Source organism: Nocardia sp. NPDC052001 (assembly GCF_040680615.1).
Lineage (GTDB): Bacteria > Actinomycetota > Actinomycetes > Mycobacteriales > Mycobacteriaceae > Nocardia.
The window spans coordinates 1-26,624 of record NZ_JBFAXC010000012.1 but is presented as its reverse complement, the minus strand read 5'-3'; the positions used below and the strand labels follow the sequence as shown (position 1 = coordinate 26,624).

Annotated in this window: 26 protein-coding genes and 1 pseudogene; 9 read left to right on the top strand and 18 right to left on the bottom strand. The window is 65.1% G+C overall.

Annotated features, from left to right (window positions below; translation table 11 throughout):
- Positions 1-127: 127 nt before the first annotated feature.
- Both AB0L82_RS36205 and AB0L82_RS36200 read right to left on the bottom strand, forming a co-directional pair.
- Positions 128-859, bottom strand: a complete 732-nt coding sequence (locus AB0L82_RS36205; RefSeq protein ID WP_364647164.1) for a DUF234 domain-containing protein — start codon at positions 857-859, stop codon at positions 128-130.
- 200 nt (positions 860-1,059) lie between these two features.
- The gene (locus AB0L82_RS36200; RefSeq protein ID WP_364647161.1) at positions 1,060-1,569 is read right to left on the bottom strand and encodes an ATP-binding protein; all 510 of its coding nucleotides are present in this window, start codon (positions 1,567-1,569) and stop codon (positions 1,060-1,062) included.
- 1,042 nt (positions 1,570-2,611) lie between these two features.
- Here AB0L82_RS36200 and AB0L82_RS36195 point away from each other — a divergent pair.
- Entirely contained in the window at positions 2,612-2,992 is a 381-nt protein-coding gene (locus AB0L82_RS36195) for a hypothetical protein (RefSeq protein WP_364647158.1), read from the top strand.
- 144 nt (positions 2,993-3,136) lie between these two features.
- Here AB0L82_RS36195 and AB0L82_RS36190 read toward each other — a convergent pair whose 3' ends face one another.
- From AB0L82_RS36190 to AB0L82_RS36175, 4 genes are all read right to left on the bottom strand, one after another.
- On the bottom strand, positions 3,137-3,589 hold the full coding sequence (locus AB0L82_RS36190) for a DUF2871 domain-containing protein (protein WP_364647155.1): 453 nt from the start codon (positions 3,587-3,589) through the stop codon (positions 3,137-3,139).
- A gap of 47 nt (positions 3,590-3,636) precedes the next feature.
- On the bottom strand, positions 3,637-4,065 hold the full coding sequence (locus AB0L82_RS36185; RefSeq protein ID WP_364647152.1) for a DUF4267 domain-containing protein: 429 nt from the start codon (positions 4,063-4,065) through the stop codon (positions 3,637-3,639).
- Between the two features lie 135 nt (positions 4,066-4,200).
- Positions 4,201-5,544 (bottom strand): zinc-binding dehydrogenase, encoded by a 1,344-nt coding sequence (locus AB0L82_RS36180; RefSeq protein WP_364647149.1) that lies wholly within the window; start codon positions 5,542-5,544, stop codon positions 4,201-4,203.
- A gap of 108 nt (positions 5,545-5,652) precedes the next feature.
- Entirely contained in the window at positions 5,653-8,919 is a 3,267-nt protein-coding gene (locus AB0L82_RS36175; protein ID WP_364647146.1) for a BTAD domain-containing putative transcriptional regulator, read from the bottom strand.
- Positions 8,920-9,035: 116 nt separating this feature from the next.
- On the opposite strand from AB0L82_RS36175, the gene AB0L82_RS36170 reads away from it, so the two are divergent.
- Together AB0L82_RS36170 and AB0L82_RS36165 are read left to right on the top strand one after the other, a co-directional pair.
- A complete protein-coding gene (locus AB0L82_RS36170) occupies positions 9,036-9,677 on the top strand; it encodes a hemerythrin domain-containing protein (RefSeq protein WP_364647144.1) in 642 nt (213 codons plus the stop codon).
- Between the two features lie 107 nt (positions 9,678-9,784).
- On the top strand, positions 9,785-10,105 hold the full coding sequence (locus AB0L82_RS36165) for an NIPSNAP domain-containing protein (RefSeq protein WP_364647142.1): 321 nt from the start codon (positions 9,785-9,787) through the stop codon (positions 10,103-10,105).
- A 128-nt stretch (positions 10,106-10,233) separates the two neighbouring features.
- Here AB0L82_RS36165 and AB0L82_RS36160 read toward each other — a convergent pair.
- The 11 genes and pseudogenes from AB0L82_RS36160 to AB0L82_RS36110 form a co-directional block, all read right to left on the bottom strand.
- Positions 10,234-10,515, bottom strand: a pseudogene (locus tag AB0L82_RS36160) (dihydrofolate reductase family protein); the annotation flags it as partial.
- A 59-nt stretch (positions 10,516-10,574) separates the two neighbouring features.
- Positions 10,575-11,957 carry an amidohydrolase family protein gene (locus AB0L82_RS36155; RefSeq protein ID WP_364647139.1) on the bottom strand — a complete coding sequence of 461 codons (1,383 nt, stop codon included), beginning with the start codon at positions 11,955-11,957 and terminating at the stop codon, positions 10,575-10,577.
- 101 nt (positions 11,958-12,058) lie between these two features.
- Entirely contained in the window at positions 12,059-13,024 is a 966-nt protein-coding gene (locus tag AB0L82_RS36150) for a linear amide C-N hydrolase (RefSeq protein WP_364647136.1), read from the bottom strand.
- A gap of 108 nt (positions 13,025-13,132) precedes the next feature.
- A complete protein-coding gene (locus tag AB0L82_RS36145) occupies positions 13,133-13,318 on the bottom strand; it encodes a hypothetical protein (RefSeq protein ID WP_364647133.1) in 186 nt (61 codons plus the stop codon).
- A 104-nt stretch (positions 13,319-13,422) separates the two neighbouring features.
- On the bottom strand, positions 13,423-14,613 hold the full coding sequence (locus AB0L82_RS36140; RefSeq protein WP_364647130.1) for a DUF6596 domain-containing protein: 1,191 nt from the start codon (positions 14,611-14,613) through the stop codon (positions 13,423-13,425).
- Positions 14,610-14,978, bottom strand: a complete 369-nt coding sequence (locus AB0L82_RS36135; protein ID WP_364647127.1) for a YciI family protein — start codon at positions 14,976-14,978, stop codon at positions 14,610-14,612. The genes AB0L82_RS36140 and AB0L82_RS36135 overlap by 4 nt, the downstream gene beginning before the upstream one ends.
- Before the next feature lie 15 nt (positions 14,979-14,993).
- Positions 14,994-15,404 carry a hypothetical protein gene (locus AB0L82_RS36130; RefSeq protein ID WP_364647124.1) on the bottom strand — a complete coding sequence of 137 codons (411 nt, stop codon included), beginning with the start codon at positions 15,402-15,404 and terminating at the stop codon, positions 14,994-14,996.
- Positions 15,405-15,638: 234 nt separating this feature from the next.
- Positions 15,639-15,755 (bottom strand): DUF6879 family protein, encoded by a 117-nt coding sequence (locus tag AB0L82_RS36125; RefSeq protein ID WP_364647564.1) that lies wholly within the window; start codon positions 15,753-15,755, stop codon positions 15,639-15,641.
- An 86-nt stretch (positions 15,756-15,841) separates the two neighbouring features.
- A complete protein-coding gene (locus tag AB0L82_RS36120; RefSeq protein ID WP_364647121.1) occupies positions 15,842-16,684 on the bottom strand; it encodes a helix-turn-helix transcriptional regulator in 843 nt (280 codons plus the stop codon).
- Positions 16,681-17,217 (bottom strand): DUF6879 family protein, encoded by a 537-nt coding sequence (locus AB0L82_RS36115; protein ID WP_364647118.1) that lies wholly within the window; start codon positions 17,215-17,217, stop codon positions 16,681-16,683. The genes AB0L82_RS36120 and AB0L82_RS36115 overlap by 4 nt, the downstream gene beginning before the upstream one ends.
- Positions 17,195-17,521 carry a hypothetical protein gene (locus AB0L82_RS36110; protein WP_364647115.1) on the bottom strand — a complete coding sequence of 109 codons (327 nt, stop codon included), beginning with the start codon at positions 17,519-17,521 and terminating at the stop codon, positions 17,195-17,197. Before AB0L82_RS36110 ends, AB0L82_RS36115 begins: the two co-directional genes overlap by 23 nt.
- 215 nt (positions 17,522-17,736) lie before the next feature.
- Between AB0L82_RS36110 and AB0L82_RS36105 the strand changes: the two genes are divergently transcribed.
- The 5 genes from AB0L82_RS36105 to AB0L82_RS36085 all read left to right on the top strand — a co-directional run bounded on the left by AB0L82_RS36105 (position 17,737) and on the right by AB0L82_RS36085 (position 23,275).
- A complete protein-coding gene (locus AB0L82_RS36105; RefSeq protein ID WP_364647112.1) occupies positions 17,737-18,192 on the top strand; it encodes a hypothetical protein in 456 nt (151 codons plus the stop codon).
- A 1,101-nt stretch (positions 18,193-19,293) separates the two neighbouring features.
- Positions 19,294-20,340, top strand: a complete 1,047-nt coding sequence (locus tag AB0L82_RS36100) for a DUF3558 family protein (protein WP_364647109.1) — start codon at positions 19,294-19,296, stop codon at positions 20,338-20,340.
- 124 nt (positions 20,341-20,464) lie between these two features.
- The gene (locus AB0L82_RS36095) at positions 20,465-21,112 is read left to right on the top strand and encodes a GAD-like domain-containing protein (RefSeq protein WP_364647561.1); all 648 of its coding nucleotides are present in this window, start codon (positions 20,465-20,467) and stop codon (positions 21,110-21,112) included.
- 720 nt (positions 21,113-21,832) lie between these two features.
- Entirely contained in the window at positions 21,833-22,417 is a 585-nt protein-coding gene (locus tag AB0L82_RS36090) for a dihydrofolate reductase family protein (RefSeq protein ID WP_364647106.1), read from the top strand.
- Positions 22,418-22,690: 273 nt separating this feature from the next.
- Positions 22,691-23,275 (top strand): hypothetical protein, encoded by a 585-nt coding sequence (locus tag AB0L82_RS36085; RefSeq protein ID WP_364647103.1) that lies wholly within the window; start codon positions 22,691-22,693, stop codon positions 23,273-23,275.
- A 62-nt stretch (positions 23,276-23,337) separates the two neighbouring features.
- Here AB0L82_RS36085 and AB0L82_RS36080 read toward each other — a convergent pair whose 3' ends face one another.
- Positions 23,338-23,736 (bottom strand): hypothetical protein, encoded by a 399-nt coding sequence (locus tag AB0L82_RS36080; RefSeq protein WP_364647100.1) that lies wholly within the window; start codon positions 23,734-23,736, stop codon positions 23,338-23,340.
- Positions 23,737-24,673: 937 nt separating this feature from the next.
- Here AB0L82_RS36080 and AB0L82_RS36075 point away from each other — a divergent pair.
- Complete coding sequence (locus AB0L82_RS36075; protein ID WP_364647097.1) at positions 24,674-26,314, top strand: hypothetical protein; 1,641 nt, start codon at positions 24,674-24,676, stop codon at positions 26,312-26,314.
- Positions 26,315-26,624 lie beyond the last annotated feature (310 nt).

The window sequence follows — 26,624 nt, the reverse complement described above, 5'->3', positions numbered from 1 at the left end:
CCGGCTGACTGGGTGCTGCTGCGGGGCTTCACGATTCGCGAATCGCCGTGGTGAAATAGCCGCCGCCGGGCCACACCCATGATCCGCACTGGTTTCAGGGTGGCGGCAACGCCCGCCGCCGGCTACCTCAACTCCATGCGGAAAGCACGTCCGCGGCGTTCCAGACCAAATCGACGGTGTCGGCCAGGGTTCGCTCGATTTCGGCCAGGGAGACGACGACCAACGCGGTTTCCTGCGGTTCGAAGCCTGGAACGCTGGCGACCCCGCGGGTCAGGTCGGCGAGATCGTGGCGGTCGAATGGGGTGCCGAGCCATTTGATCGATCCGGCGAAGATCAGCTGATTGGCAACCGGGGAGCGGTCGGCGCCGATGAGGTCTATCTCGGGGTTGAATGCGCGGTTCCACCAGCCGCCGACCGTGGTGACGTCCTTCCAGGGCAGCTCGCCCGCGAGCGCGGACAGTTCGAGGGCATCTCGCACGAGAGGCTCGACAGCTTTGCCGCGCCAGGAGGTCCAACGTCGAGCGAACAACTCGTAGCCCGCCTCGCCGCGCCCCCGTCGAACCAGGTCCTGCACCGAGCGCAGGGTGGCGAGGTAGAGCCGCAGGTTGCTGTCGGCGACTCGATAGAGTGCCGGCTTGCCTGGTTTGACCGATAACGGCTGGTCTACCGACAGCACCTGCTTTTCTGTCGAAAGTCGGTGCAGTAGAGGCGATAACGTTCCGGAAGGCAATGCGCCGCTGCGGCTGCCCGCGGTGGCCGCGATGGTGGCGTGGGTGCGTTTCCCGTTGCCGATCGCTTCGAGTACACGTCGCGCGTGGTCGGCTGCGGGGAACTCGGCGAGGAGGGTGGACTCGGGCACACCGAACAGCGGTGCGGCCGGGTCGTCGCATTCGCGTCGCACGAACTCGAGTGGCGGCAGCCCGTGTGGCCAACTGCGCAAGATTCCCGGCAGCCCACCGGTGATCAGATGTGCGTCGATGCTTTCGGCCGCGTCGAGTCCGAGCGCGCGACCGACGTCGGCCGGGTTGAGCGGATCGAGGGCGAGGTTGTCGGCTCGCCCTAGAACGGGCGGTCGTAGGCGGTAAGTCGTTCCATCATGTGGATGTCACTGCCCAGCAGTAGCAGCAATACCGGGCGTTGCTGCAGCAGCCTGTCCCATGCCGTCTGTAGCGCGCCGTCGAAGACGGCGTCTTGTTCTGCCAGCCAAGGCAATTCGTCGATCACGACTATGGTGGGCGTCTCACCGAGCACGGTCGCGAGCACCCGGAATGCGTCGGGCCATCCGCCGATCCGGTCGGGGAGGGTCTCTGGATCAGAGGCGATTCCCGATCGCTTCAACTCCTCCAGGAACATCGCGAGCGATTCGGATACGGGCATACCTTTGGTGGCGGTGAAGTACAGATACCGGACTTGTGCCGTATCGCAGAACTCCTGAACGAGCCGCGATTTTCCGACCTGTCGGCGCCCGCGGATCGCCAGGGCGACGCCCCTGCGGGACTCCGCGACACGCTGCTGGCGAGTCCGCAGGAGGCCAAGTTCGATGTTTCGGCCGACGAACCCTGATGTCATTGCCACACCTCGAATGCCGGATTTATGTAGATGAAATCTATGTAGATCTGATCTACATCTATTCGGTCCGGCAGAACGCACGCGGCTGCCGCGTCCACCATGGTTCCGCGCTGACCGAACAGCCCGGCGCGGTTATGTTGGCCCGGCGGCGCGGCCGACGAGGGTGGCGCGACAATTACCGGTGATCACGGCGTATTGCAAGTCCGGCAGCGAGGCAGGCGAGGGATTCTTTCCCGACTGGGTGAATGACACACTGGGCTGATGACCCAGCAAACCGGGCATTCACCCTCCTGGGCTCGCGAAATCGCACGGTCACTGGAGAATTACCTGCGGGAGGCAGCTGCGTTCCCGGCCCCCCGCAGGGCGATCGGCGGCAAGTGTAGATGAGGAGGGCTGGTACACCCAGCCTCCGCATGGCGCACTGTCAGGGCGTACTCCCTGGATACACCTGGCCGACATCACAGTGTCATGCGTTGAGGAAACGATCGTCGTCTCGTTTCGATGGCTACTGGACGACCCGGCGGGCGCACCGCGATATCTGTTGCCGCTCACCACAACCCAGACCGACACCGCAACCGGGGCCGATGAGCTCATCACCCGGTTGGATCTCTTTCTCGACTCCGGCACGTGGCGGGCGCAACACGCATACCCAATTGGCAACCGCATCAGCGTGGTTGCGATCCCGGAACGCAAGACACCAGCAAGCGAACCAGCAATCCGCGACCGCTAGCCATCGAGGATGGTCAGGGCAATCCCAGCCGACTCGTCGGCCATCATCAGCAGATTCCAACCGGAGCCACAGAACGCTGTTCGGATTAGCGGGGGACCTCACTGCCAACGCAGCGGCGGAGTCGGGCCGGTTCGGTGACACCGCAGCCGGCGGCGTATGACTGAACGCGACGAGGCTGTCCCTGGAGTATCTGGTGGCGCCGCGATTGGCAACGGGTCACTGCCCGAATCGAATTGGGGCATATGCCCTATACCGCCCCGTCCGGGACGGCTTGTAGCTTCTAGCCGTATGCCGCACCGATTGACAGCCCTGTTGAGCACCACCAGCTCGTTGTTCGCTATTGCCGTCAGTGTTGCCGCACCGGAGGCTGCCGCGGGCACTCCGGTGGTGCTGGCTCCCTGGGTCTCGTGTACTGACCGCTGGTGCCGCAACGAAACTGACGACACCTACCGCGTGGATGTGATCTTCGACTGCGGTCTGGGAAAACAGCAAATAGCCCGTGCCTACCTTCCCCCGCATCTGACCACGGCCGTGGGTGGTAACTGTGGTTCTCACGACGAGCGCTGTGTGTATGACCGTGAGCGCCGGTGCAGCACAGACAATCCGATCTTCGGAATGCGGTACGAGAACGTGGTGGTCGACAACGGTCCGATTCCGCCCTGGCCCTTCAACAGCTCGGGCTCATCGCACTGAATGCGGGCACCTCGCGGCGACTGGGGTGTCCGGACAAGCCAACGTACTGAACTGCCGCATCCCGCGCGGTCCGCGGTGGCCAGCGGTTCTTGGTCGAAACAGCCACCATTTCGCCGGGTTTCAGCGCCGATGTCGCTGCGGAGATCAGTGTTTGGGGTGGACGACCGGAGTTCGGGAGCCGAGCGGCTCGTCGTGGCGGGCTCTGATGGCCTGGTGCACGGTGAGGAAGAAGAGTACGAATCCGATCGTCAGCAGGATGTGGCCGCCGCCTGCCAGGTGCGACAGCGGCTGGTATTCGCTGTGCCCGAGGATGGTCCGGGCGCCGATGATCGTCATGCATGACACGACCCAGAGGACGCCGAGGTTGTAGAGGATGAAGAACCAGCGATAGGCGCGGGTCTTGGAGAGGTCGAGTTGGTGTTCGAGCACCAGCACGATCAGGAAGAACAGTGTTCCCAGGGCAAGCAGGTGAGTGTGGACGACAGCGAGTTCGGTTTTGCCGGTGAAGTGGTGGGCCTTGGTGAGCTCGCGGTAGAGCAGGCCCGAGGGCAGTCCGAGTGCGGTGTAGCCGACGGCGGCCCAGTAGAGCTGTTTCATCGAGTCCTCGTTCGTGAAAAGTTTTGCGGGAGTGTAAATGTCAGGGGCTACGCGGCGGGCGCTGGAGCGGCGTTCCGCTGGGGCAGTGGCATCTCGGTCGTTTCGCGGAGGAGCAGCAGGCCCGTGACCGCGATCAGCGCGGAAGTCAGGCCGTGGACTCCGAACGCGGTGGCCGTGGAACCGTGGTGTGCCAGGATATTGACCATGTCGCCGAACGGGGCGACGGCCGTCGTCAGCAGGACCCAGCCCAGGGCGTGGCGGCGGCCGGTCATCAGCAGGACGCCCGAGCCGAGCCCCATCGCGAGTTCGCGGCACCCTTTCACGATGAGGAAGCCGCCGCCGTCGCCGGCGGGCCAGGTCGGCAGGCCGAATCCCGGGGCCGACATCGCGGGGGTCACGATGAAGGAGAACGCGAGGTAGAAGGTGAACAGGACGGTGGCGGCTGCCAGGGCGCTGTTGATGTGCTTGGGTGACATGATTGGTCTCCGGTGACGTTCGAGCAGTGAGTTGTTGTCCGGCAAGGCATTCCGCCTTCCCGAGGGTGCTACCCGGCCGACTCCGCTCGCGAGCGAGTCGGCCGGGCGTTGAATCTTCGTGCTACTGATCGGCGGTCACCGGGACAGGACGTCGCCGGGTCCCAACTCGAGGGCGAGATGGAAGATCATCGGTCGTGCGGTGAGGTCGACATCGTTCTGGATCCGCAGCGTCAGCTCACGCCATTCCGGAGTGCCCAGGGCCTCGCGCAGCGCGGCGGCGCTGTCCCAGTCTCCGACGTTGACGAAAACCGCCTCGGCCGCCTCATCGACCGCCTGGAACATCCGGGTTCGACGGAAACCCGATGCGGCGGCCATGTACTGGGCGCTGTCGAGCCAGCGCTGCAGGAACAGATCTCGCTGCGCCGCGGGCACGGACATCGTGTTGATCACCGTGACCGGGACGTCGGTGTCGGGGACGACAGGATTACCGGAAGGAGGAACATCGCTGCCCTCCATGCGGTTTCGATACTCTCGCCCGAGAGATGCTGGGTCCTGGACGATTTGGGGCTGAAGCACATAGCGGCCGCGCGTCCCGCCCTTGGTCATGGCCCGGTGGGCTTCGGCGGCCCCGGTCAAGGGCAGAACCGCGTGCACGCGGGTCGGCAGCTCGCCCGATGCGGCCCGGGCCAGCAGCTGACTCAGGCGCGCGCCGTCGGACTGAACCATCAACGTGTGCACCGTGATTCCGCGTTCGGCCGCGGGCGTCAGGTTCGGACGGACGCCGACGAAGGATCCGCCGTCACGGACCGGATGCAAACTCCATACCTGCTCGGATGTGGTATCGACGACCGCATCCCAGCCCGGCTCGGCTTCGGTGCGGAAGTCCGCGCCGAGACCGCGCACGAACGGTTCGTCCTCGGCGCGGGCCAGTCCGGTCACCCGCCAGCCGCGCTCGGGTGCGAGTGCGGCCACATTCGCGCCGATCGCGCCGGCCGCACCCGCCACCAGCACTCGGTTGTGGTCGGCGGGGGCGTCACCGAGCAGATCGACGATCTGCGCCGCGCTCAACGCGGCGAGCGGTACCGTCGATGCCGCGATCAGGTCGAGGTCGTCGGGCACTACGGCGAGATCGGCGGCGGGCACCACGAGTTGTTCTGCGTAGGTGCCGAAGTCGCGATCGAAACCGAGCACGACACCGGCCACCCGCGTCCCGACGGCCAAGTCCACGCCCGGACCGGCGGCGACGACCGTGCCGGCGAAGTCCCAGCCCAAGCCCGTGTGGGAGGGCTGGTTGATCATGCCCATCTGGTGGAAAAACCCACCGGTGACGCCGAGGTCGGTGGGGTTGACCGGGGCGGCGGCGACCGCGACCCGGACCTCGCCGGGGCCGGGCTCCGTGACCGGCAGGTCGATGATCTCGATCGAGTCGGGTCCGTTCGGCGTGCGGACGACCGCGGCTCGGAAGGTGGGGCTGTTCATGTTTCATTCCTCCATCAGCTCGGTTCTGATGGGTTCGACACTGCGCCTCGGGTTTTGGAACGAGCTTGGAGCCAACTTGGAGCTCGAACCCCTACGTCGAGGATGGCCTCAGCGTTGATGCGAGGGCGAAATCCGAATGCCGGGAACATGATTCGCGCGAGCTCTGGCGTCCGCGGACCAGGCGGGGGCATTCCATCGGTCGGCGATGGCCGCGGCCCGGGCGAAGTGGGCGGCGGCCTCGTCGGCGCGGCCGAGGAACAGGGCGAGTTCGCCGAGCGTATGCGCGACCGGGCGCAGTGCCAGCGACGCGCTCTCTGCGCCCGCGGGAGGACCGTCTCGGTGCGGCAGCAGGTCCAGGTAGATCTGCTCGGCCACCTCACGCTCGTTCGAGGCGACGGCCGCCAGCGCGCGCAGACTGGTCAGGAAGGTAAAGAAGAAGTCGGGCCGGATCGCGGCCGACTCGGTGCGGACCCGGTCCGCCTCATCGCCGCGGCCCGCGGCGTGCAGGGCGAGCGCGAGCAGGTCGGTGGTCATCGGGCCGAGGGTCGCATGCAAAGCACGCACGTCATCGAGGTGGTCACCGAGGGTGCCGTCGTTGATCCAGATCGCCGCCCGTGCGAGCCGCAGGAAGCCCGCGGCGTGCACCGATCCGGCGCGTTCCATACGTTCGGTGGCCTCGATATAGAGGCGTTCGGCGTCGGTGAACCGTCCCTCGATGAGAACCAGTGTCGCCAGCGCGATCTCGGCGGCGCCGATCGCCTCGGACATCCGGTAGGCGCGGGCGAGGGTGAGCGTCTCCTCGGCCACACGGCGCATGGTGGCCGGGTCGTTGGCCGAGGCGGCGTTCGCGGCCTGATTGAGCAGGCCGGTCACGCGATAGACGGGCAGGTTGTGCTCGACGCCGATCTCCACCAGGGCACGGGAGTGCTCCTCCCGCCCGGACTCGCGCGCGAGAACCAGCAGCGCCGCGGCCCGCAGTCGGGGAGTGGTGGCGAGCTCGAGTGCCTCCCGCGCCGCCGCCATCACGCTCGGATCGCCCTCGCCCACCAGCTCGTGGGCGTAGGCGATGAGGAGATGGGATCGCGTATCGGGTTCCAGGCCGGTTCGTTCGAGCAGGCGGGCGAGGCGCTCGACAATGGGACGATCGACCGTCCCGTAGGTGCGGGCCTGCCAAGGGGTGGGTTCGGTCCAGGCCGTGAACGCGGCGATCATCAGATCCTCGCGCCCGATCGATTCGGCGTACTGCACGGCCCGCTCGCGCGTGTCCCGGGCCGCGGCGAAGGCTCCGGCCCGGACCTGCGCACGCAGCAGCCTGCCGAGCAGACCGACCCGCTCGTCCGGGTCGCTGGAGTTGGCGACGGCGTCGGTGAGCAGCGTGACCGCCACATCGTGGGCATAACGCGCCTCTGCCAGTTCGGCGGCCCGCACGCAGTAGCCGACCGCTTTCGGTGATCCGGCTCGCGCATGGTGGTGAGCCAGTGCGACCACATCGCCGGAGCCCTCCAGGGCCGCGGCGATCCGGGCATGCATCCTCGTGATCCGCACCCGGCTGACATCGGTCATGAGCGTGTCCCTGACCAGTGCGTGTACGAATCGGACTCGCCCGGGTCCGGGCTCGTCGAGCAATCCGGCAATGACGCCCGCGTCCAGCGCGTCCAGGACGCCGTCCTCATCGGTATCCGCTGCCCGCACGAGTACGTCCACCGAGCTTTCCCGACCGGCCACCGCCGCCAGCCGCAGGACGGAGACACCGCTTTCGGGGAGCCTGGCGAACCGCCGCCTCAGCACGTCCCGCACGCCCTCGGGTACCGCCGAGAGCGCGTTCAGCGCGCCCTCTCCGTTGAGCAGCCGCGCGGTCTCACGCACATAGAACGGGTTGCCGCCGGTCCGCTCGGCGATCCCGGCCACGGTCGTGTCGTCGGCTTCGCACTCGGCGCGGACGAGTTCCGCGACGGCGTCGTGATCGAGTCCGCGGAGGTCCAGCCGCAGCGGCGCGGTGCGGGCCAGGGATGCGAGCGTCGCGCCGAGGTGCTCGCTCTGATCCGCGCGGTAGGCCGCGACGATCAGGATCGGGGCTCGCGCGTCTACGCCGCCGAGCAGTTCCAGCGTGGCTGCGTCCGCCCAGTGCAGGTCGTCCAGCACGACGGCAACCGGACGATCCGCGGCGACCGCCGACAGCCAAGCCCACACGGCCCGCCGCAATCGGAAACGGCCGGCCGCCGCGTCCCCGTTCACGATCGCCGAGTCCGACAGCAACGGCGCCAGGTCGTCGGCGAACTCGCCCGGTGGAATGCTCTCGGCGACGGACCGTAGCACCTCGACCCATGCCCAGGCGGGTGGCGCGCTGTCCGCATCGGGACAGCGCCCAATGGCCACGAGCCATCCCTCCCGCGCGAGGCGAGCACCGAATCGCTCGAGCAGCATCGACTTGCCGAGCCCGGCCTCACCGGTGACGAGCGCGACGCGCACCTCCTCGCGAACGGTTTCCGCGGCGGCGGCCAGCAACGCCGCCATCTCGTTCCTTCTGCCCACGAACGTTGCCGGGCAAGGCTTTTCAATGGGCGGCGGGGTCGCCGCGAAGCGGGGTTTGTCGCGCGGGGGCGGAGGAACGGCCGCGCGGAGAACGTCCGTGCTCTGGGTGAGGATCGCTTCCTCCAGAGCCGCCAGGTCCGGTCCCGGGTCGAGGCCCAGTTCATCGGCGAAGGTGGTGCGGGCGCGGCGGAGCGCGGCCAGGGAGTCGGCCTGACGGCCGCTGCTCCACAGCGCGAGGGCGTGCAGGCGCCAGCCTTCCTCGCGCAGGGGATGGTCGTGGGTGAAGGTTTCCGTATCGGGCACCACCGCGGCGGGGTCGCCGAGTCGCAACCCGGCCGCGATGCGCAGTTCGCGGCCCACCAAGCGCAACTCCTCGAGCCGCGCGGTCTCGGCGGCGGCCCACGGCTCATCGGCGACCTCGGCGAACGCCGGGCCGCGCCACAGCGCCAGCGCCTCGGTCAGCCGGATATGCGCGTCACGTGGATCGGAGAGGGTGCGTGCCTCGTCGAGCAGCTCCTCGAATCGCCACGCGTCCACCGCTTTTCGAGGCAGCCGTAACGCGTAGCCGGGCGACGCGCTCACCAGCAGGCGGGCGGGCGCCCGCGGCGGTCGGCCGGGTTCCAGCAGGCGGCGCAGGTTGGACACGTACGCCTGCAACGATGCCAGCGCCCGCGAGGGCGGTTCGCCGCGCCACAGGTCCTCGATCATCCGGTCGACCGGAACGACCTGCCCGCGCGCGGCCACCAGCAGAGCCAGCACACCACGCTGCCGCGGCCCGCCGAGGGGTATGGATTCTCCGCTGGCCTCCGCCGCGAACGAACCCAATACCCGGATGAAGACCATGACGCGTCACATCGTACGCGCGTGGAGGATGCCTAGCGTTCCAAGTCGATTCCCAGTCCCCTCCAAACCCCGGAAATCAGGCTCGAGGCACTCGAAACCCTTGAAGGGCAGGAACAATGAGCGTCAACACCCGGGATATGGAAATAGTCCATCGCGCCTTCCGTCGCGAGTCTCGACTGCTGATCGAGCTGATCGCGGTGGTCACTCCGGGCGACACCGCACGCGCCGCGGTGATCGCTGATCACTTCCGCGACTATCGGCTCGGGCTGAAGAACCACCATGAGGGCGAGGACGAGCTGCTGTGGCCGCCGCTGCTGTCCCGGGTCGATCTCGGCGCGGATGTCATCCTGCGCATGCAAGCCCAGCACGAGCGCGTTGAAGCCACTCTGACCAGGCTGGACGCCTTGGTCCCGGCGTGGGAGACCACGGCCGGAGCCGATGAACGAGACACCGTTGTGGCGATACTCGTCGACCACCGGGCCGTCCTGCTCGAACACCTCGACGACGAAGAGGCGACCCTGCTTCCCCTGGCCGCCGAGTACATCACCGAGAAAGAGTGGGCTTCCTTGGGCGAACACCTGGTAGTCAACACACCCAAGCCCGCCTTGCTCACACTCCTCGGTCTCGTCCTCGAGGACGCCGACCGAGCCGAACGTGCCGCACTCCTGGCCAGCCTCCCGGCACCGGTACGCGCCTTCTGGCATGTCATCGGTCGCCCCCGCCATGCCCGCCACATTCGCCGTGTTCGCGCGGCCTGACCCGCGTCCGCACGAGGTCGACGGCCAGATCGCCAGGTTGCCAGGACCGGCGTGGTCGCCACTGAAAACCCCTGCCGCTCAACCATTCAGAAAATAGGAATCGGGTCATGAGGATCTATCAGCTCAGGGTTTACACACTCTCGACGACAGATGCGCTGGAACGATATCTGGGCATCCACTATCTCCGGCATCTGATGAGCTTCCCGAAGTTCGGCATCGGACTGCACGGGCTGTGGACTGACAGCTCCGAGGTGCCGAAACTGTACGCGTTGGTGTCGTTCCCCGCCGACGCCGACCCAGCCGATATCACCGCGGAATATCTGGCCAGCCCCGAACTGCGCTCCGATATGGAAGGTTTCGACACCACCGCCATCAGCGAGGTGACCGCCACCCAACTCACCCCCGCTCCCGGATCGCCACTGCTCTAGCCGCCACGCCATGGTCGGAAGTGCTCACAGGATCGCCAACCGAGAACGCATCTTGCGCTACGACGCGGCCGTAGCGGAAGGTGCCGGTCGCGGCCGACAGTGGCCGATGCCGCTGTTTTTCAAGTCGATCAGCCGAGGACGTCGAAGACGTTGAGCTGCAGACCGTTCGCGTAGGACTGCGATTCCACGAGCTTCAGCTTCTGAGCGTTCTTGTCGGTGGCGGAGAACAGGCGCTTGCCCGCCCCGAGCAGCAGCGGGAAGACGAGCAGGTGGTAGCGGTCGATCAGGCCGGCGTCGGACAGGCTCCGGTTCAGGGTGGCGCTGCCGTGGACGATGATCGGACCACCCTCGGTCCGCTTGAGGGCGGCGACGTCGTCGAGTGAGCGCAGGATCGTGGTCGGGCCCCAGTTCGGCGCCGTGGCCGACACCGCGACGTGCAAGTCGGCAGTGTCGGCTCTGCGGCGCTCTCCTAGACGTTTTTGTAGAGCACTCCGTCTTTCATGATTACGTCGAAATTTTTCGTGGGGTCGCCGATGAGAGTGATATCGGTCAGCGGGTCGCCGTTGACGAGAATCAGGTCGGCCAAAGCGTTGGGCTCGACCACGCCCAGTGTCCCCTGGTACGGACTGCGGGGTCCGCTCAGCGCCAAGAGTTCGGCGTTGTCGAGGGTGGCCAGGCGCAGTAGTTCGGCGGAGCTGAACCATTCGGTCAGTGGGAGCAGGAATTTGTTCTGTTCGGCGTTCGATTCGGGTTCGAAGAGGAAGTCGGTTCCCCACGCCAGCTTGACGCCGGCCTTTTTGGCCATGGGCCACACGATCGAGTTGCCCGCCACGATGCCCGCGCGTTTGGCGCGACGCTCGGCGGACATGCTCTCGGAATTGGGCCTCAGATACTGGCCGCTGAGCCAGACACCGCGTTCGGCGAGGAGATCGATCGTTGGTTCGTCGAGCAACTGACCGTGTTCGATGCATAGGACACCGGCCTCGACCGAGCGTCGCACGGCCTTGGGTGTGTAGGCGTGTACCGCCACGTAGGTGTTCCAGTCACCGGCCGCGTCGACGGCGGCTCGCAACTCGTCGAGTGTGAATTGTGTGACGTCGATCGGGTCGTAGGCCGAGGAGGTGCCGCCGCCCGCGGTCAGTTTCAATTGGCTCGCGCCCATGCGCAGGTTCTCCCGCGCCGCGGTGAGCACTTCGTCGCGGCCGTCGACGATGAAGGTCGCACCGATCTCTTCGGCGCGGGACTGTTTGCCGGTGAATCGGCGTGACTTCTCCTCGAGAGTCCGGAAATCGCCGTGGCCTGCGGTCTGGGAGATCATCGCACCCGATGGCCACACTCGCGGTCCGGTGGCTTTGCCCGCGTCAATGGCAGCTTTGAGCGGGAAGATCGGACCGCCCATATCGCGTACGGAGGTGAATCCGCGCATCAACATCGCATCCGCCGACGAGAGCGCGGCCTGCGCGTAGAACTGGGGGTCTTTGCCGGGGTCGTTGAGGTCGGCCATCGTGGCGCTGCCGAACACGAGGTGGACGTGGTTGTCGATGAGGCCGGGCATCAGGGTGCGTCCTCGTCCCTCGATGACCTCGGTCTGGTCGGTGCCGGGCTGGCCGGCGCCGATGGCCGCGATGGTGTTGCCGCGCACCAGGACATCGGTCGGATCACCCAGTCGTCCTTGCCGGACGTCGAGGACTCGCACGTTGCGGAACAGGCAGTCCGGCTTGCGTGGTGCGGCAGGGCCCTTGGCCTGTGTGGTCGCCACCGCGCCGTTATCGCCCGAGGAACACGCGCTCGCCGACAACACCGCCGCGATCGACACCGCGCCGACAGCGACGAGGAGGTTACGCCGAGACAATCGTGCGAACGACTCACAATGGCATTTCGGAGAGTGCGGGAAGTCTGGTGACACGGCGTTCATCCCCTATCTCGTGGCAGCGTCCTCTCGACCGGAACCGGTCAGGACACGATGAATGTCGGCGGGTCGGCGAGGGTGTATCGGGCGGTGACGTTTCCGAGCAGACCGGGATCGGCGAGGTCGAGTTTGTGGCAGCGCGTGAAGTCGAGTTGGTCCAGATCGGTCCAGACGATGTTGGGGCTGAAGCAGGATTCGAACAGGTAGCGGCGCTGGCGCAGATCGGTCACTGTGCGCCAGATGGTGGCCGAGATGTTGGGTCGTTGCGGATCGGGTTCGCCGAACGGCTGGGCGGCGTTGCGCATGACACTGAGCAGCGCCGCGTAGGCGCGGGCCGGGGTGGCAGCCGGTGGCAGCCGGTCGAGGTAGTAGCTGGCGCGAACGAACCGGTCGGCGGCCTCGGTGCTGCCGGGGAGCGGTAGGTCTCCGCCGAATCCGGTGTAGCGCTCACGCAATTCGAGTTGCCGGTCGTACGGCGGGGAATTGGTCATCACCGTATGGGCGCGATCGTGGTGCAGAACCGCGCGGCCGTCCAGGTGCTCGATGATGAGCGAATCGCCGGTGGCATCCTCGAGGGCCAGGTGCACGGTCGCGGCGCGCTGCGATCGTGGTTCGATCAGCGGGCGCACCTGGAACGGCATCTCGGCGATCAGCGCCACGCATTGCTCGACGGTGGCGCACAGATCCAGGAACAGCTGCGGCCACAGCGACACCGCGAGCGCCGGAACCTCGGGGTCGCGGTCACCGAAGTCGGTCTCGGCCAACCACAGCACATGCGCGGCCAGACCGTGTTCGTTGACGCCGTCGCTGGTCGCACCGTCCCACACGGTGGCGACGAGACTGCCGTGACGCGCGGTCCAGGTCAGCGGCAGCGGATCCCGGTCGTGCCCGACCCGCTGCGCACCACGCGGCAGCACCCACAGATTGGTGTCCATCTCCTCGCGCCAGTCCATATTGCGGCCGACGAGAACGCCTTGTCCGCTGTTGTTCCACAACGCTCGAGTGCACATGGTCGCCTCCACATCGGGGGAATCGTCGACGATCGGGGAAGGCTGGATCAGGGAATCAGACCGGCCATGAACGGTATGGAGTCCGCTGGTGAGGGCATCATGACCCGGTCATGATCGGCTGCGGGGATATGCAGGTCGGGAGGGTCCGACCAGTTGCAGGAAGGCGACGATCTTGGACGCCGTGGCGACCGCACCACGGTGGTCGAGTTCGGGGGCGTAGCCGGTGGCCCACGACGCGGTCCACACCGCCATTCCGCCTGGGACTGGCGCGAGCGCCACACCGCAGCGTTTCACCGACGTCTCCTCCCACCACCGACACTGGGCAACTTTTCGGCAATCTGTGTACTTCACGATGCTACGGGGGCCGGAACTCGAACTCTCGATCCCGGCGGGGCATGTCATTCGAGCCGCGCTGCCTTCGTGAGGAGATAGCGCCGCTCGGGTTCGCTCAGTGTCCTGTGTGCTGCCGAACGGTATTGCACGGCGGCCAGTTCCAGATCGCCTGCGAGTTCCGCGAGATGCGCTTCGACTGCGGCGAAGCGATGATGCTCGGCAAGGATCCGGTCGGTGCGCAGTTGCTCGAGCAACGTGAGCCCGGTGGGCACCCCACGTGCCATCGCCAGGGCGACAACACGATTCAGTGTCACCATCGGATTGTCCGACATCTGGTCGAGCAAGGTGTAGAGCGCGAGGATCTGCTCCCAGTCGGTCGCGTCCGGTGTCGGCGCCTCGTCGTGGACTGCCGCGATCGCTGCCTGAATCTGGTAGGGACCGGGCTTGTTTCGTGACATCGCGGCAGTTACCAGCGCAACACCTTCGGCGATCTGCGCGCGGTCCCACAATGTCCGGTCCTGCTCGGCCATCGGAATCAGCATGCCAGCCGGCCCGGTCCGCGCGGCACGGCGGGCGTCGGTCAGCAGCATCAGCGCGAGCAGGCCGGCAACTTCGCCGTCGGCGGGCAGGCTACGGTGCAGCATCCGGGCGAGTCTGATGGCCTCGGTCGACAATTCGACCCGCGCGAGCACCGGCCCCGAGGTGCTCGTGTAGCCCTCGTTGAAGATCAGGTACAGCACCTGCAGCACGGCGTCGAGGCGTTCGGCGTGCTCGGCCGGCATCGCGAACGGCACGCCGGATTGCTTGATCGTCTTCTTGGCGCGGCTGATCCGCTGGCCCATCGTGGCTTCGGGCGCGAACAGCGCGCGGGCGATCTCTCCCGTCGTGAGGCCACCGATCGCGCGCAGGGTGAGCGCGATCTGACCGGTGCGCGGCAGCGCGGGATGGCAGCACATGAACAGCAGGATCAACGAATCATCCTGTGCCGAAACGGGTCCGGACGGTGCGATCGGCACTTCCTCCCGCTCACGGCGGGCTTGCTCGCTGCGCAGCAGGTCGATCAATTTCCGCGAGGCCACCCGGATCAGCCAGGTGCGTGGTTCGTCCGGCAACGGGGGCCACTGTGTCGTCGCCGCGAGCAATGCCTCCTGCACCGCGTCCTCGGCAAGGTCGAAGTGCCCGTACCGCCGCACGAGCGCACCGAGGACCTGCGGCGCCAAGTCGCGCAGCAGGTCCTCGATCTCGCGAGCGATCACAGATCAGCCGGCGGTCCGTCGGGTAGCGGCCGCACCTCGACCGTGTCGCCGATGTTGTCGGCGACCCGTGCGGCGATTGCCATCGCGCGGTCGTGGGAGTCGACATCGACGACCGAGAAGCTCGCGAGAACCTCCTTCACCTCGGCGTACGGCCCGTCGCTGGCGACCGGACCCGAAGCCGATTTCCGCACGGTCCAGGTCAACGACGGATCGGCGAGCCCCATCGTCGTGACCAGCTCGCCGGACTCGGTCAGCTCGGCACCGAGCTCCTCGTAGAACGTGCACATCGCGGCGAACTCGGGACTCGAGTAGTCGACCGACGCCCAGTCCGCGGTGTTGGTGTAGGCCAGCAGGATGTACTTCACGGCTCCATCCTCCCGCTATTGACCGACGCGTGTCATCGTCGCCTCGTAACCGCCACCGGGCCACACCCACGCGCCGGACAGCGTGTTGCCGTCGGCGCTGAACGTGGTCCGGCAGTACGCCGGTGAGCCCTTGCGGCCACCCCAGATCGTGAGCACGTCGCCGTCGAGTTCGTACTCGTAGTCGAGCGTTTCGCCGTCGCTCGAGTAGAAGCGTGAGGTGACCGCCTCACTCGTCTCGCCGCCGAACGGTCGTTCGTGGCCGATGACTTCGAGTCCGCAGACGTGGTGCCCGTCGTGGTTCATGTCCACGCGCTGGGACAAGAAGGCGCGGCCGTCGAGCCACGCGTAGGTCGTGGTGCCGTCGGCGCCGCCGGACACCCGCCAGGTGCCGACGAGACGGTCGAGGTCGGAGATCGAGGTACTCATGACGAGAGTTCCTTTCGGTTGATGGTTCCTTCGCCGGTACCACGGAGCCAGCGGACGGTTTTCGACATTCGGTCGTCGAAAATGTGCACGGCGGCGCCGCGGACACAGCTACGACAACGGCACGCTCGAACGTCCCGACCAGACGACCGAGGAAACGCCCAAAAGGTGATCTTGATCCACACGCCTTGGCAATTGCTCCCGCATCATCGGGGTGCGGTGATCTGTAGCAGGTACTCACGTGTGGCCCGCGGGGCCGTTCAGGAAGCGACGGAGGTCCTCTGATTTAGATGGAACCGCATAGGTGTCGCGTACTTCGAGATGGAATGCGTCGAACTGGCAGTCGTGGAACAGCTCACCGGACTATCCGTGGACTCGCTGCACCGCAGAAAGTCCTGTCTCTATACACTCTCGGCTAGCCGACACTTGTTTCGGACTCGTCACCCGTCGGCTAGATGACTGCTGAGCGCGGCGGCGACGATTGCCTTAGCCCGTTCACCGTAGACCGCCTGCCCCTGCAACGACCTCCACACCCGTTCGTACAGTGCGAGTTCGGACGCGGTGACGACAGTGAGCTCTGCGCTGACTGTTTCCACCAGCGCCAAGCGGTTGTCGAACAGGTCGAATGATGTAGTGAGATAGGTGAACTCGGCCTTGAGCGGCACGATCCCGAACAATACGCGAGGGAGCTCGAACGCCGAGTCGAGCAGATCCTGCAGCTGTGCTGCCATCACCGATGAGTCACCGACGGTCTTGTAGAGCGCAGCCTCGTCCGCCAGCAGAACGAACTTGTGCCGAGGCCGCCGCAAGACCTCCTTACGCCGCATGCGCGCAGCGACTGCGTCCTCCAAATCATCTGGTGTGCCGAGAAACCGGATGCATTGCGTGAGAACCGCGCGAGCGTAGTTCTCGGACTGCAGCAGGCCCGGGAGAACGATCGGCGCGTAGGTCCGCTGAAGAGCTGCCCGTCCTTCAAGATCCACCTGCCGACGTTGGCGTCGACTATGCCCCGCCGCGGCTATCCGCTTCCACTCAGCCCATTGAGCTTCCACATTCCGCAGGGACGCAAGCAGGTCAGGCAACGCTAACGGTGCCTGGCAAGTCTGACACCAAATCTCGAGGTCGGACTCGTTCGGAGTTTGCCTGCCGAGTTCGATTCGGCTGGTCTTGGACTTGTTCCACCCTGCGAGCACGCTGAACTGGGCGCCGTCCAAGCGAGCATCTTTTCGGAGCTCACGCAGCCGGGCACCCAGAGCAGCTCGCGCACGCAGAACTTCGGTCACGTCGAACTACGTACCAGATACTTTCGATAGGGGACCGCGGCGGCCCACACCCGGTCTCGGATACTGGCGGCGTACGCCACGATCACCGGATCCTCGGTGACGGCTCCTCCGACCCAGAAGCCGCCGTCGTCGAACAAGCTGAACGACACCAACTGGTCATCGAGCAGCCAGAAGTCATCGCTGACCGCGTCGGCCGAGTCTGCCTCGGAGCGCGCGAGGTATCGAATCTCCTCGCCGGCCTCTTCATTGCTGCGTGCGAGTGCCAGCAGATACCTGGTGTACCCGGTGTGTGGCACTGACACGATCCGAGCCCTTTGAACAGCGACACCGCGTCCACGCATTCGGCGAACCTGGCCAGCCCACGGCTCGAACCAGTCACCGCCAGGATCGATCGACTCGTCAGCCAGAAAGGCTCTCAGCGAATCGGTTTCGGACTCGGCGGTGTAGTCGTCGCGCGTCTCGAGATGAAACGCGCGTGCCTTCGCTTGATCGAGCAGCCGATCGAACCCCTCACCCCCGAGGACTTGGCGCATCCGGTGTCACCACCTGCGAAATAGGGACCTCGACCGCGGCCTCGTGTCCGGGAATCCTCATGACTTCCAGCGCCTCCGGATCTGTCACAGGTGTCCCGGACAACAGAAACGTCCCGTGCCCGGTGTCCTGCAGACCTGCCAGGCAGGTGCCGGGCTGCGCGTAGCGAAGTAGACGATGCGGGATCTCAATCTGGTTGGTGTGTGGTGTTTTCCAACCCTGAACAGCGAAGGTGCTGCGATCGGTCACATACAGGCGCGGTGAGCCCTGGCCGCCGGAGTCGCCGCCGAGAAATTCAACATGCATGATGACACCTAGCTCGAATCGTTGCTGATGACGATGTCAATCCTCGCTGTTCAGAGCGATTCCCGTCAACGAGTCGCGCAACTTCGCGCAATTCGATAGCAGCGCAACACACCTGGTTCGTACGGTTCCTGTAGGCGCTTGGGGCCGGTCTTCGCCGTCCCGCCCCAAGCAGCCACCCACGGCGAAAAGACGGCGACAACGGCGAAGGAGCATCGATGGCTCTCACCGAACACGAGGCGAAAATCTCAGGCACCTCCGACTGTCAACCAGCGGCGAGAGGGGCGGACATGAACCAGGCCGAGAAGGCCGTGATCTACATCAATCTGGGTGTGTTGACCACCAAAACCGACCGGGATTGGGCGGAGTATCACTCTCGCCAACGGGCGCACGAGCTCGGGTTACGGGTCGCGGACGTGGTTGTCCTGGGCAACTCGGACGGTGCTCACCTGCGGACGCTGTACAACACTGTCCGCAAGGTGGATGCGGGGATTGTGATTACGCCGAATCTTGGTCACCTGGGCGGGGATTCGGTGGATGTGACCGCGTTCGCCGAGCTTCAGACCGCTGATCCGGCGATGCGGTATCGGTGGCGTTTGCGGTTGTCGGAGAAGGAACTTCACGACGCGTTGGACTCGCGTCGTCCCCAGGCGCACCAGGCCCAACCGCGCTAGGCCACCGCACGATGCTCGGGAAGAAACGGAGGTGGTCCAGGGACAGCATCCAGGACTGAGCACTCGATGACCCCCGGGGTTCGGTTGATACAGGCAACCGCAACTACCTAAGCGGTAGGTGACTGTCATCCGATCCCACAGCGGCCCCAAGGACCGGTTGCATGGCATGGTTCATCGGTTGGTTTCAGATCTGCTTCGGAAGTCTCTCTATTCTGTTCGGCATCTTGGTCGACCCCTATCCCTATGGGAGGCAACGGCATCCCGGAAGTACAACAACCCCGACGCCAACGAGCCCAGTGACGCCGAGTTCACCTCACGGCGAGCACTCCTGGTCATCAGCGGTGTCGTCCTGGTGTTCTTCGGGTTCGGGGCCAACCATATTGCGATCGGAAACCTGTTGGGCCTGACCAACTCTCGCGCGGCGTTGGAGACTGTCGCACAGAAAATGGGCACCTCGGTCGAAGTCGGTATCGGTGGCAAAATAGAGCCCGCGGACATGAAGCATGCCTCGGACAGGCTGAACACCGCTGTGACGGACTATGTTCGCGACGTCAACACCCATGGCTACCCGGCGGCCGACCTTTCGGTCGATGAGTTGCACAGCGCCGACAACATCTACTCGTTCCACGTGTCGGGCCGCGCATGCGACCCACTACTGCCTCGTCGTCACCGCCACGGGCCCAGTCCAGTTCAAGTTCTTCCTCGACGGCGGGCGGGTTCCCAACCTCTACAACCATGTCGTCCCGATCTCGTCGAAGATCCTCGACGGACGTGCTGACCGTAAAGTTTCTGGGCGAAGGACCGTTGAGTGCTGTTGCGAGACAGTGACTTTCGCGAGACGAACGCGGGGACGACCGACCGGATATCTGGCGTGGACTGGGCAGTCCCGAGCATTACCCGCGCGCAATCCGCCTGCGGTGAACTGTCAAGAGCGCCACGTCGGGCCGTAGGGTAGGGGCGGTGGCGGGGAGAATGCTGTGTTCTGTGTTGATGGTCCCGACGATAGCGGCTCTGGTAGCGGGGTGCGCCGTCGATGACGGTGAATCCGTCTCGGCAGCAACGCAATTCACGGCGGTGCCCACGTGTGCACAGTTGGACACCGTGCTCGGGGATACCCTGCACACGTTCGGCGGTGGCCTGTACACCTCGGGTGCTCCGCTGCAGACCGTGTTCACCGAGAACACGCGGACGGCGCAGGCGGTCAATTGCGCTCTCACCGTGGAGGACCCGATTCCCCGCGCCGACAGCTACCCCGCGGCGGGGCCGTTGTCGCGGTCGGTGGCGATCACGCTTCGAGCCACCGGCACCTCACCGCGCTTGTCGGTGCCCCGACCGAGCCTGACCCCCAACACGATCGGGTTCGCACTCACGGGTGATACCCGCACGCTACCGGGCGCCGGTGAGGATTCGGTCATCTCGAGCGGTCTGGAAACCTTGCGGGGTGCACGTGAGGTGAGGGCACGATTGCGAGTCGAGAACATCGATATCGACATCATCACCGACGGAATGGATTGGTCCGGCGGCGCGGCCCTGCCCGTGTCGGATTCACCGAACCTGCGCACCGACCTGACCGCAGGTGCGGAAGATATCGCCGCCGCTCTGCTGGAGAAGTTGCCGAATATGTTGCCGCGCCACGTCATCGACTGGACCCTGCAAACCGGGGCGCCGGAGCAGGACCCGCCATTCACGACGACTCCAGTGCCGGTATGGACTCCCTGCGATATCGCGGACACTGCCTTGGCGCAGGCCGGGCTGGATCCTGCGACCGAGAAGGACCGCGGCGGCAGTGGGGATGAGCACTCCTGTGAGTGGCAGGGCGAGGGGTTCTTTATCTCGGCTCGGTCGTCGGCCCGACGATTCCGTGAGTCGATGTACCAACTCGGCCTGTACACGGGCTTCCGCCCGGTCACCGTGGCGGGGCGCCCCGCGCTGAACATCGATTCCGCCTCCCTCGGCGACAGCGGGTGCGAACTGGCATTCGATGCACCACAGGGCCAACGGAACGGAAACACCCTGGGAGTCGTGCAGGTGCAGGCATGGTCCAGTGGCGCGGCGGGCCACCGCGTGACCGGCCGAGATGCCTTGTGCGCTCAGCTCATCCGCGTCGCGCAGGTGCTGGTGCCGTACCTGCCCGCAGGCCGCTCATAGTGTTAGAGTGCGGGCGCTCGCCGAGGATGACCCACACTACCGGGCGAGCTCGCGAACGGTAGCTCGCTCATCCTGAGCCTCGTCCAGGCTGCGTCGGAGGGATCGGTGGCGTGAATTGGGGGCGGTGGTGCTGTCGGTAGGGGATGTACTCGAGCAGTGGGGGAATCCGTCTGTACGAGTACTCGCTCCTCCGGAGCGGTTCGAGAAGTATCGGGATATCCTGCCCGAGTTCCTGCTTCGGGTGTGGCGAGAGGTGGGGTTCTCGGGATTTCTCGACGGTTTGGTGTGGGTATGTGACCCGGAGGTCTGGCAGCCGGTCGTCGACGAGTGGACGGCGGGACTGCGGTTGTCCATCGGCTCGGACGAATGGATCGCGGTCAGTCGCAGCGCATTTGGGCAGATGCAACTGTGGGGCCGACGAACCGGTATGAGTCTCACGATTGTTCCGCACTTGGGGTGGTATGTCGTCGAAGACTGTTCATCGGAAATGTCGAACAGCGAGGACCGCGACCTCCTCGTGTACGCAGCACTGGTCACATCCAACCCGAATAGCCTGGATATCCTCGGCGACGACGGCAAACCGCTGTTCGGCAGAGTGCTGCGAAGGCTGGGGCCGGTCGAAGCGGACACCATGTACGGGTTCATTCCGGCTGCCGCTTTGGGCGGTTCGATGCTTCCACGAAATGTCGAGATACTCGATACCGCAGTGCATATGAAGGTGCTCAGCGATGTCACACCTCGTAGTCTCTTCGCCGATCTGCCCCCGCTGTGAGGTCAGGCCGCAGATCCTGCGCCGCAGCCGGTAACAGAGCCGAGCCACTCGAAGGGTGGTTGGCGCAGAGGGAATGTAATGATTTGGGAGAGTGCGGAAATCGGCGGTGGCCGGGAATCTCGGGGCCGTCTCCTGTTCGCACATTGCCCGATGACATGATCCATGGAAGATCTGACCTGACCCAATGATTTCGATCAGGGGCCCTGATCAGGTGGACAAATCAAGGGTCCCGTCAGCAGCAGGGACCCATTCACGGCAAGCGTTGTCAGCAGTACGTTCGGATCGATCCGATGGTTGTCCACGAGTGCTTGCAGCATTACGTAGAGCCGCCATTCGGGCTGTCCGACAACGTGGTTAGGCATAACAGCGGTGCTCTCAAACCTCTCGACGAGGTCAATGACCCGACCGCAGCCAGGATTCCGAATATTCTGGACTTGCATGGATTGGCCATCGAACAGCTGGCTTCACGGACCGCACATCCCCCAAGCGGAGGTGTTGCCCGATTCAGGCCACCTTCTCCCCGGACTCGTCGAAGCGAAAGTCATTGTGGCAGCGTCGCTATTACCCCCGGGGCCTTTCCGGGTTGGCTCCACGCGTCGTTCGTGGAGACGATCTGCGAAGCCGCTGTGTCGCGGCGACGTTCGAGCGCGCGGCCAGCGTTGCGATTCGTTTAACGCTGTGTTGCCGGAATACCGCTTGTTGTACGGGTTTCAGCTGGCGATGCTGAGTCAGCACCACAACAAGATCGAAAGGCCGTCCATGCGCAAGATCATCGAATCCACATTCGTGACGACCGACGGAGTAGTCGGCGAACCCCACCGATGGGGTGCGCCGTACTGGGACGACGAGCACAGCGAGTACGGGACCAACCTGCTGTTCGGCGCCGATGCGCTCCTGCTCGGCCGCGACACCTACCAAGGCTTCGCGCAGGTGTGGCCCACTCGGTCCGACGACGACCCCTACACGGCGCGGATCAACGCCATGCCCAAATACGTCGCGTCCCGCACCCTCGCACAACAGGACACGACTTGGAACGCGACTGTCCTGCAAGGAAATATCGTCGACGCGGTGCGCGCTCTCAAGGAACAAGACGGCAGCGACATCCTCAAGTTCGGCACCGGGTCGCTATCGCGCACCCTGCTCGAGGCCGAACTCGTCGACGAATACCACTTCTGGATCTTCCCGGCCATCGCAGGCTCAGGTGAGCGGCTCTTCGACGGCTACCCAGACCTCACTCACCTGCGATTGCTCGGGACGACCACCTTCAAATCCGGCATCGTCGTACACCGCCTCGCCCCACGCTGACGCTGGTCGGGCTGCTGCAGGGGTAGATGTCTGGTCGATCATTTGTCCGGGGAAGGCCGGGCGTCAGTGTGGTGGTGGCGCCGGTGAGCTCATCACATGCCTCGCGGCGGGGGTTGGTCAGAGGAGCAGAGATCTGGAAATTTTGCCCTGCTTCCGACCCTGGGCAACCTCAACTCCAGCCTCCGCAATATCCTCGAGGCCTGTTGGCGGGATCCTGCACGAGCGCCTCCAAGACTTCGCGAACAATCTCCAGATAGGCAGGAGCCAAGTCCGATGACCCGCCGCCACACCGATCCGCACCGTGCTCGACGCCTGCTCGGCGTATCGATGCTGATCGTCGCCGCGGCCACGGCGTGTGGAACAACCTCGGGCACCAATACCCCTGCGGCACATACGCAGAAGGATTTCTGTGTGCCGCTGCTGGACTACTTCCGCACCACCTTCCCCATCGACGGTGTCACTCTGACCTACACCCGTGGCACCGCGGACACGGCCATCACCCAAGACGCCGATGGCGGTGTCGCCTGTGTGTTCTCCCAGCCCGCCAAACACATCACGGCGAATGCGTCGCTGCGGCGCACCAAGTCCGATGAAGACCACAGCGGGCTACCCGCCTACGTCAAAGAGATGAACCTCGTGCCCCTGCCAGGCCACAGCAAGGAAATCTGGATCAGCGACGCGCGCGCCAAGCAAAGTTCGATCCACACCAAAGGCGTTGTCGAACTCGCAACCCGCAGCGACCCCTGGGTCAGCGGAATCACCATCGTCAACGAGACTGACACACTCGCCATCACCGACGCCCAAATCGCCACAGCCGCAGACCTACTCATCACAACCACGCAAGACATCAGCCACTAGACACACGATGGGCGGACCCCATTCGGACGGGTTCGAGCGGGGCGTCGACCGGCTGTGCGAGTTCACGGTCGCGAAGGTGCAACCGTGCTGAGTTCGGAGGCATGGTCGACGATATTGCTGCCGATGGCGCAGGGGACCGGTAGTAGGAGCAAGGTCGCCAAGGCCCAGATGAAGAGCCGGGTGCGGGTGATCGCAGCGATGAGCACGGCGATCGATCCAGTGACCAGGATCGTGAGCATCCCGAGTTGATAGATGTGGAAGCCGCGGCCGACTTCATCCAGACAGGGGCTGCCTGGCGCACACGGATCGCCCCCCATCGCCAAGAACCCGCTGAGCATCGAGAACCAGATCGCGGCGACGACGGTCAGGGTGAGACACACTCCGGTGATCACTTTGTCCCACACTGGGATTGGCGTACGGATGATCCGTGAATTCGGTACCGGGCTGCCTGTTGTCGTCATGGGTAGCAGCATCGCTGCCGGGCAGCTGCTGCGGGATCCGTAGGATTACCCAGCTCATAGTAGGTACTCGGGCCGCATGCTCACCGGCTGCGGACTCGGCTTACCCGCCTGGCCAGTTCACCGCGACCGGTCGACACTGCAGGGGCATCGACCGCTTGTCCGGCCGAGCTATCGCGCACCGTAGATCTGCTCCTGGCCGGGATCCGATCCTGACACCAGTCTCCAACTCGCCGATGAGCGACCAATTGCCGTTTTAGCGGGCGGAATTGGCTTTGCGGGGTACGCAGTTGCCGACTACCGTGAGGCCGTGATCATTTCGCGTGGGAAAGGCGCCGTGCGCCATCGCCTGTGACCCCCGGAAAGCCCCCGGTCGCCGACGTATCTCCTCGCGCGAATCCGGTTGGGTTGTCCGCTCGGGATCGAAAGCGTGTGTGGCACAAGCGCGAACCTACTGTCAGTGACGTCGGATTCGACTACAGCGCCGGCCCTGATGGGGCCTTCCGGGTCGTCCCATATATCGACGCCATTCCCCTGACCGATCTCGTTGACACCTTCGAGGTCGGCGCGGGCGTGCAGCCCTCGGGTGGTTGGTATGTCGGACTTGCTGTTCGTTCCCTGCGGTCCGCGTCAGGTGTGGCCCGCTTTCACAGACCATCATCTGATCTCGTCCGAGACCACCGGACTCCTGTACTCGTGTGCAAGTGCGGGGAATTGGGCTGCGGCGGGCTTCGGACTCGTATCACACCAACGGGAAACCTGGTCGTGTGGGACAACTTCGGCCCGCCGTACGACACCGGCCGCGTCTACCGCACATTCGGCCCGTTCCTGTTCGACCGCGACCAGTACGAAAGGGCTGTTCGGGCCTTCGATATGGCTGTGGCGGCACCTGAATGATTTTGTCGGCGCCAACTTTTCGAGTACCAGGAGCTTTTGCTATATGGGCAGTCCGCTGATCATTCGTCGCGTTCTCGGCGACCAGCCCTTCTCCGAGATCGGCGAGCCGTCGGCAGTAGCTGTCGACGAGCAACGTGAGCTGGTCGTCGTCGGCGGCGATCTGGGGTATCTGGGGTGGTCGGGTTACGGAACCGACCACTACCGTTGGCGGCAGTACCGCGTAGGAATCTATGGCCTGCGCGATCTTCGGTGTCGGTGGGTCGTGGAAACTCAGCGACCTGTGCATTCTGTGGCCTTTCACCCGTCGCTGCCGATAGTGGCGGTGGGAACCGGGGCATATGACGGGGGATACGCCTACGAGGGCGAGCTGCTGATTCTGGATCTACGGTCAGGGCTTTCGACCTCGGTGCAGCGCGGGGCACGAGAGGTACTGCATCTCGAATGGTCCAGCGATCAGGCTCTGCGTGTCTTAGTAGCTCCGGTGGACAGCTTCCCCGGCGGACGGTACGACGCCACGACGCACACGTATGCGTTCATCGCGGTCCTTGAACGACCGGACTGGAGCAATGTGGCCGCTCGCTCGGTAGAGCGAGACGAGTTCAGCGGACAGCGAATCCAATTCCAGCGCCCTGCAGCAGAAGTAGTGGTTGGACATGCCATCGCGGCGCTCACCGCGTTGACGGGGGAGCCGTGGGAGCTTCGGCGGCAGGTGTGGGATGTGCAACCACTGCGCGACGGGCGGGTGCTGGCTTGCCTAGAGGGGGTTCTGGCCGAATCATGGCGGCCGGACGGGCAACTGGAGTGGCGTGTCAGCGATGAGGAGGGCGGTCGACAACTGGTGATTCGGGCCGGTCGGCTCGAGGCGTGGGTCAACGTGGCGAGGGGGTTATGGCACTGGGTAGGTGCAGAACGGGTTACCGAATCGCCGCTGGTTGTTCGCGTGTCACTTGCGAATGGCGAGGTGCTCGACTCCCTGCCCCTGGACTCCTCCGTCACGCTCGCCACACGCGAGGATGGTTGGCTCGCACTGCGTTCCACCGATTCTTACACCCAAGGCTGGGCGGCGCTGATTCGTCCCGCCGGGCATGACCTCGAGATGCGGGTGCCGCTCGGTGGATTCGATGCTCGCAATCACGCGTTCCCGATCCGCCATAGCAGTCAGTTGTATTTCCTCGAGGGCAAGGACCGTGAGGAGCCGTCGCAGGACAAATGCGTCGTCTCCGTCGATCCGGACGGTGTCGACGGAGAGCCCGTGCTGAGAGAGCTGTTCCCCCTCGAATGGGACCCCGAGCGAGCCGGCCATCTTTTCGGTGGGCCCGGCATCGAGGTGGGCAGCGTGGGGAACCGGGACCTGGTGCACGCCGGAGCTGTTCATAATGGTGCAGGGATCCTTCCAGGCAATGTCTTCGTTGTCCGGCGCAGCGGCCTGTACGGCGCGGTGCGGTGGGTGTTCACCGCGGACTTCCCGGTCACTGCCCTGGACGGGGACCAGGACACCGTGTATGTGGCGTTCAATTCCGGTGAACTCGTGGCGATCGGTACACCGGACGGGACCGTGCGGTGGCGACAACACCTGGAGATCGACGGTCACCCCGCAGTGCCTTTGTCGCTCACGCTAATTGGACCGGGAAACCTGCTGATCGGAACCGTGGATGGACGAATCCTCGACTGCTTGGTCGAATAGATGTGTAGTGCGCCAGTGAAAGCGACCTGACCACGAGCCCGACGAAGTCGGGCACAATCACGCTCGTGAATTCGGACAGCACACGTTCACCGACCGAGCCTTCGGATGACGGCAATTCGGTTGCGGCCCAATGGGATCTTCTTCGGACCGATGAGACCTACTATGGTCGTTTTCTGGACCACGGTCTGGTCGAGGCCGTCTTCGCCCACACACGGCTAGGGCGTGTTTTGAAAGTCAATGCACCGTAGCCACTGGTTGATGGCGGCGATGTGGATCGTGGCCAGGTAGCGGACGGCGAGTTTGTCGAATC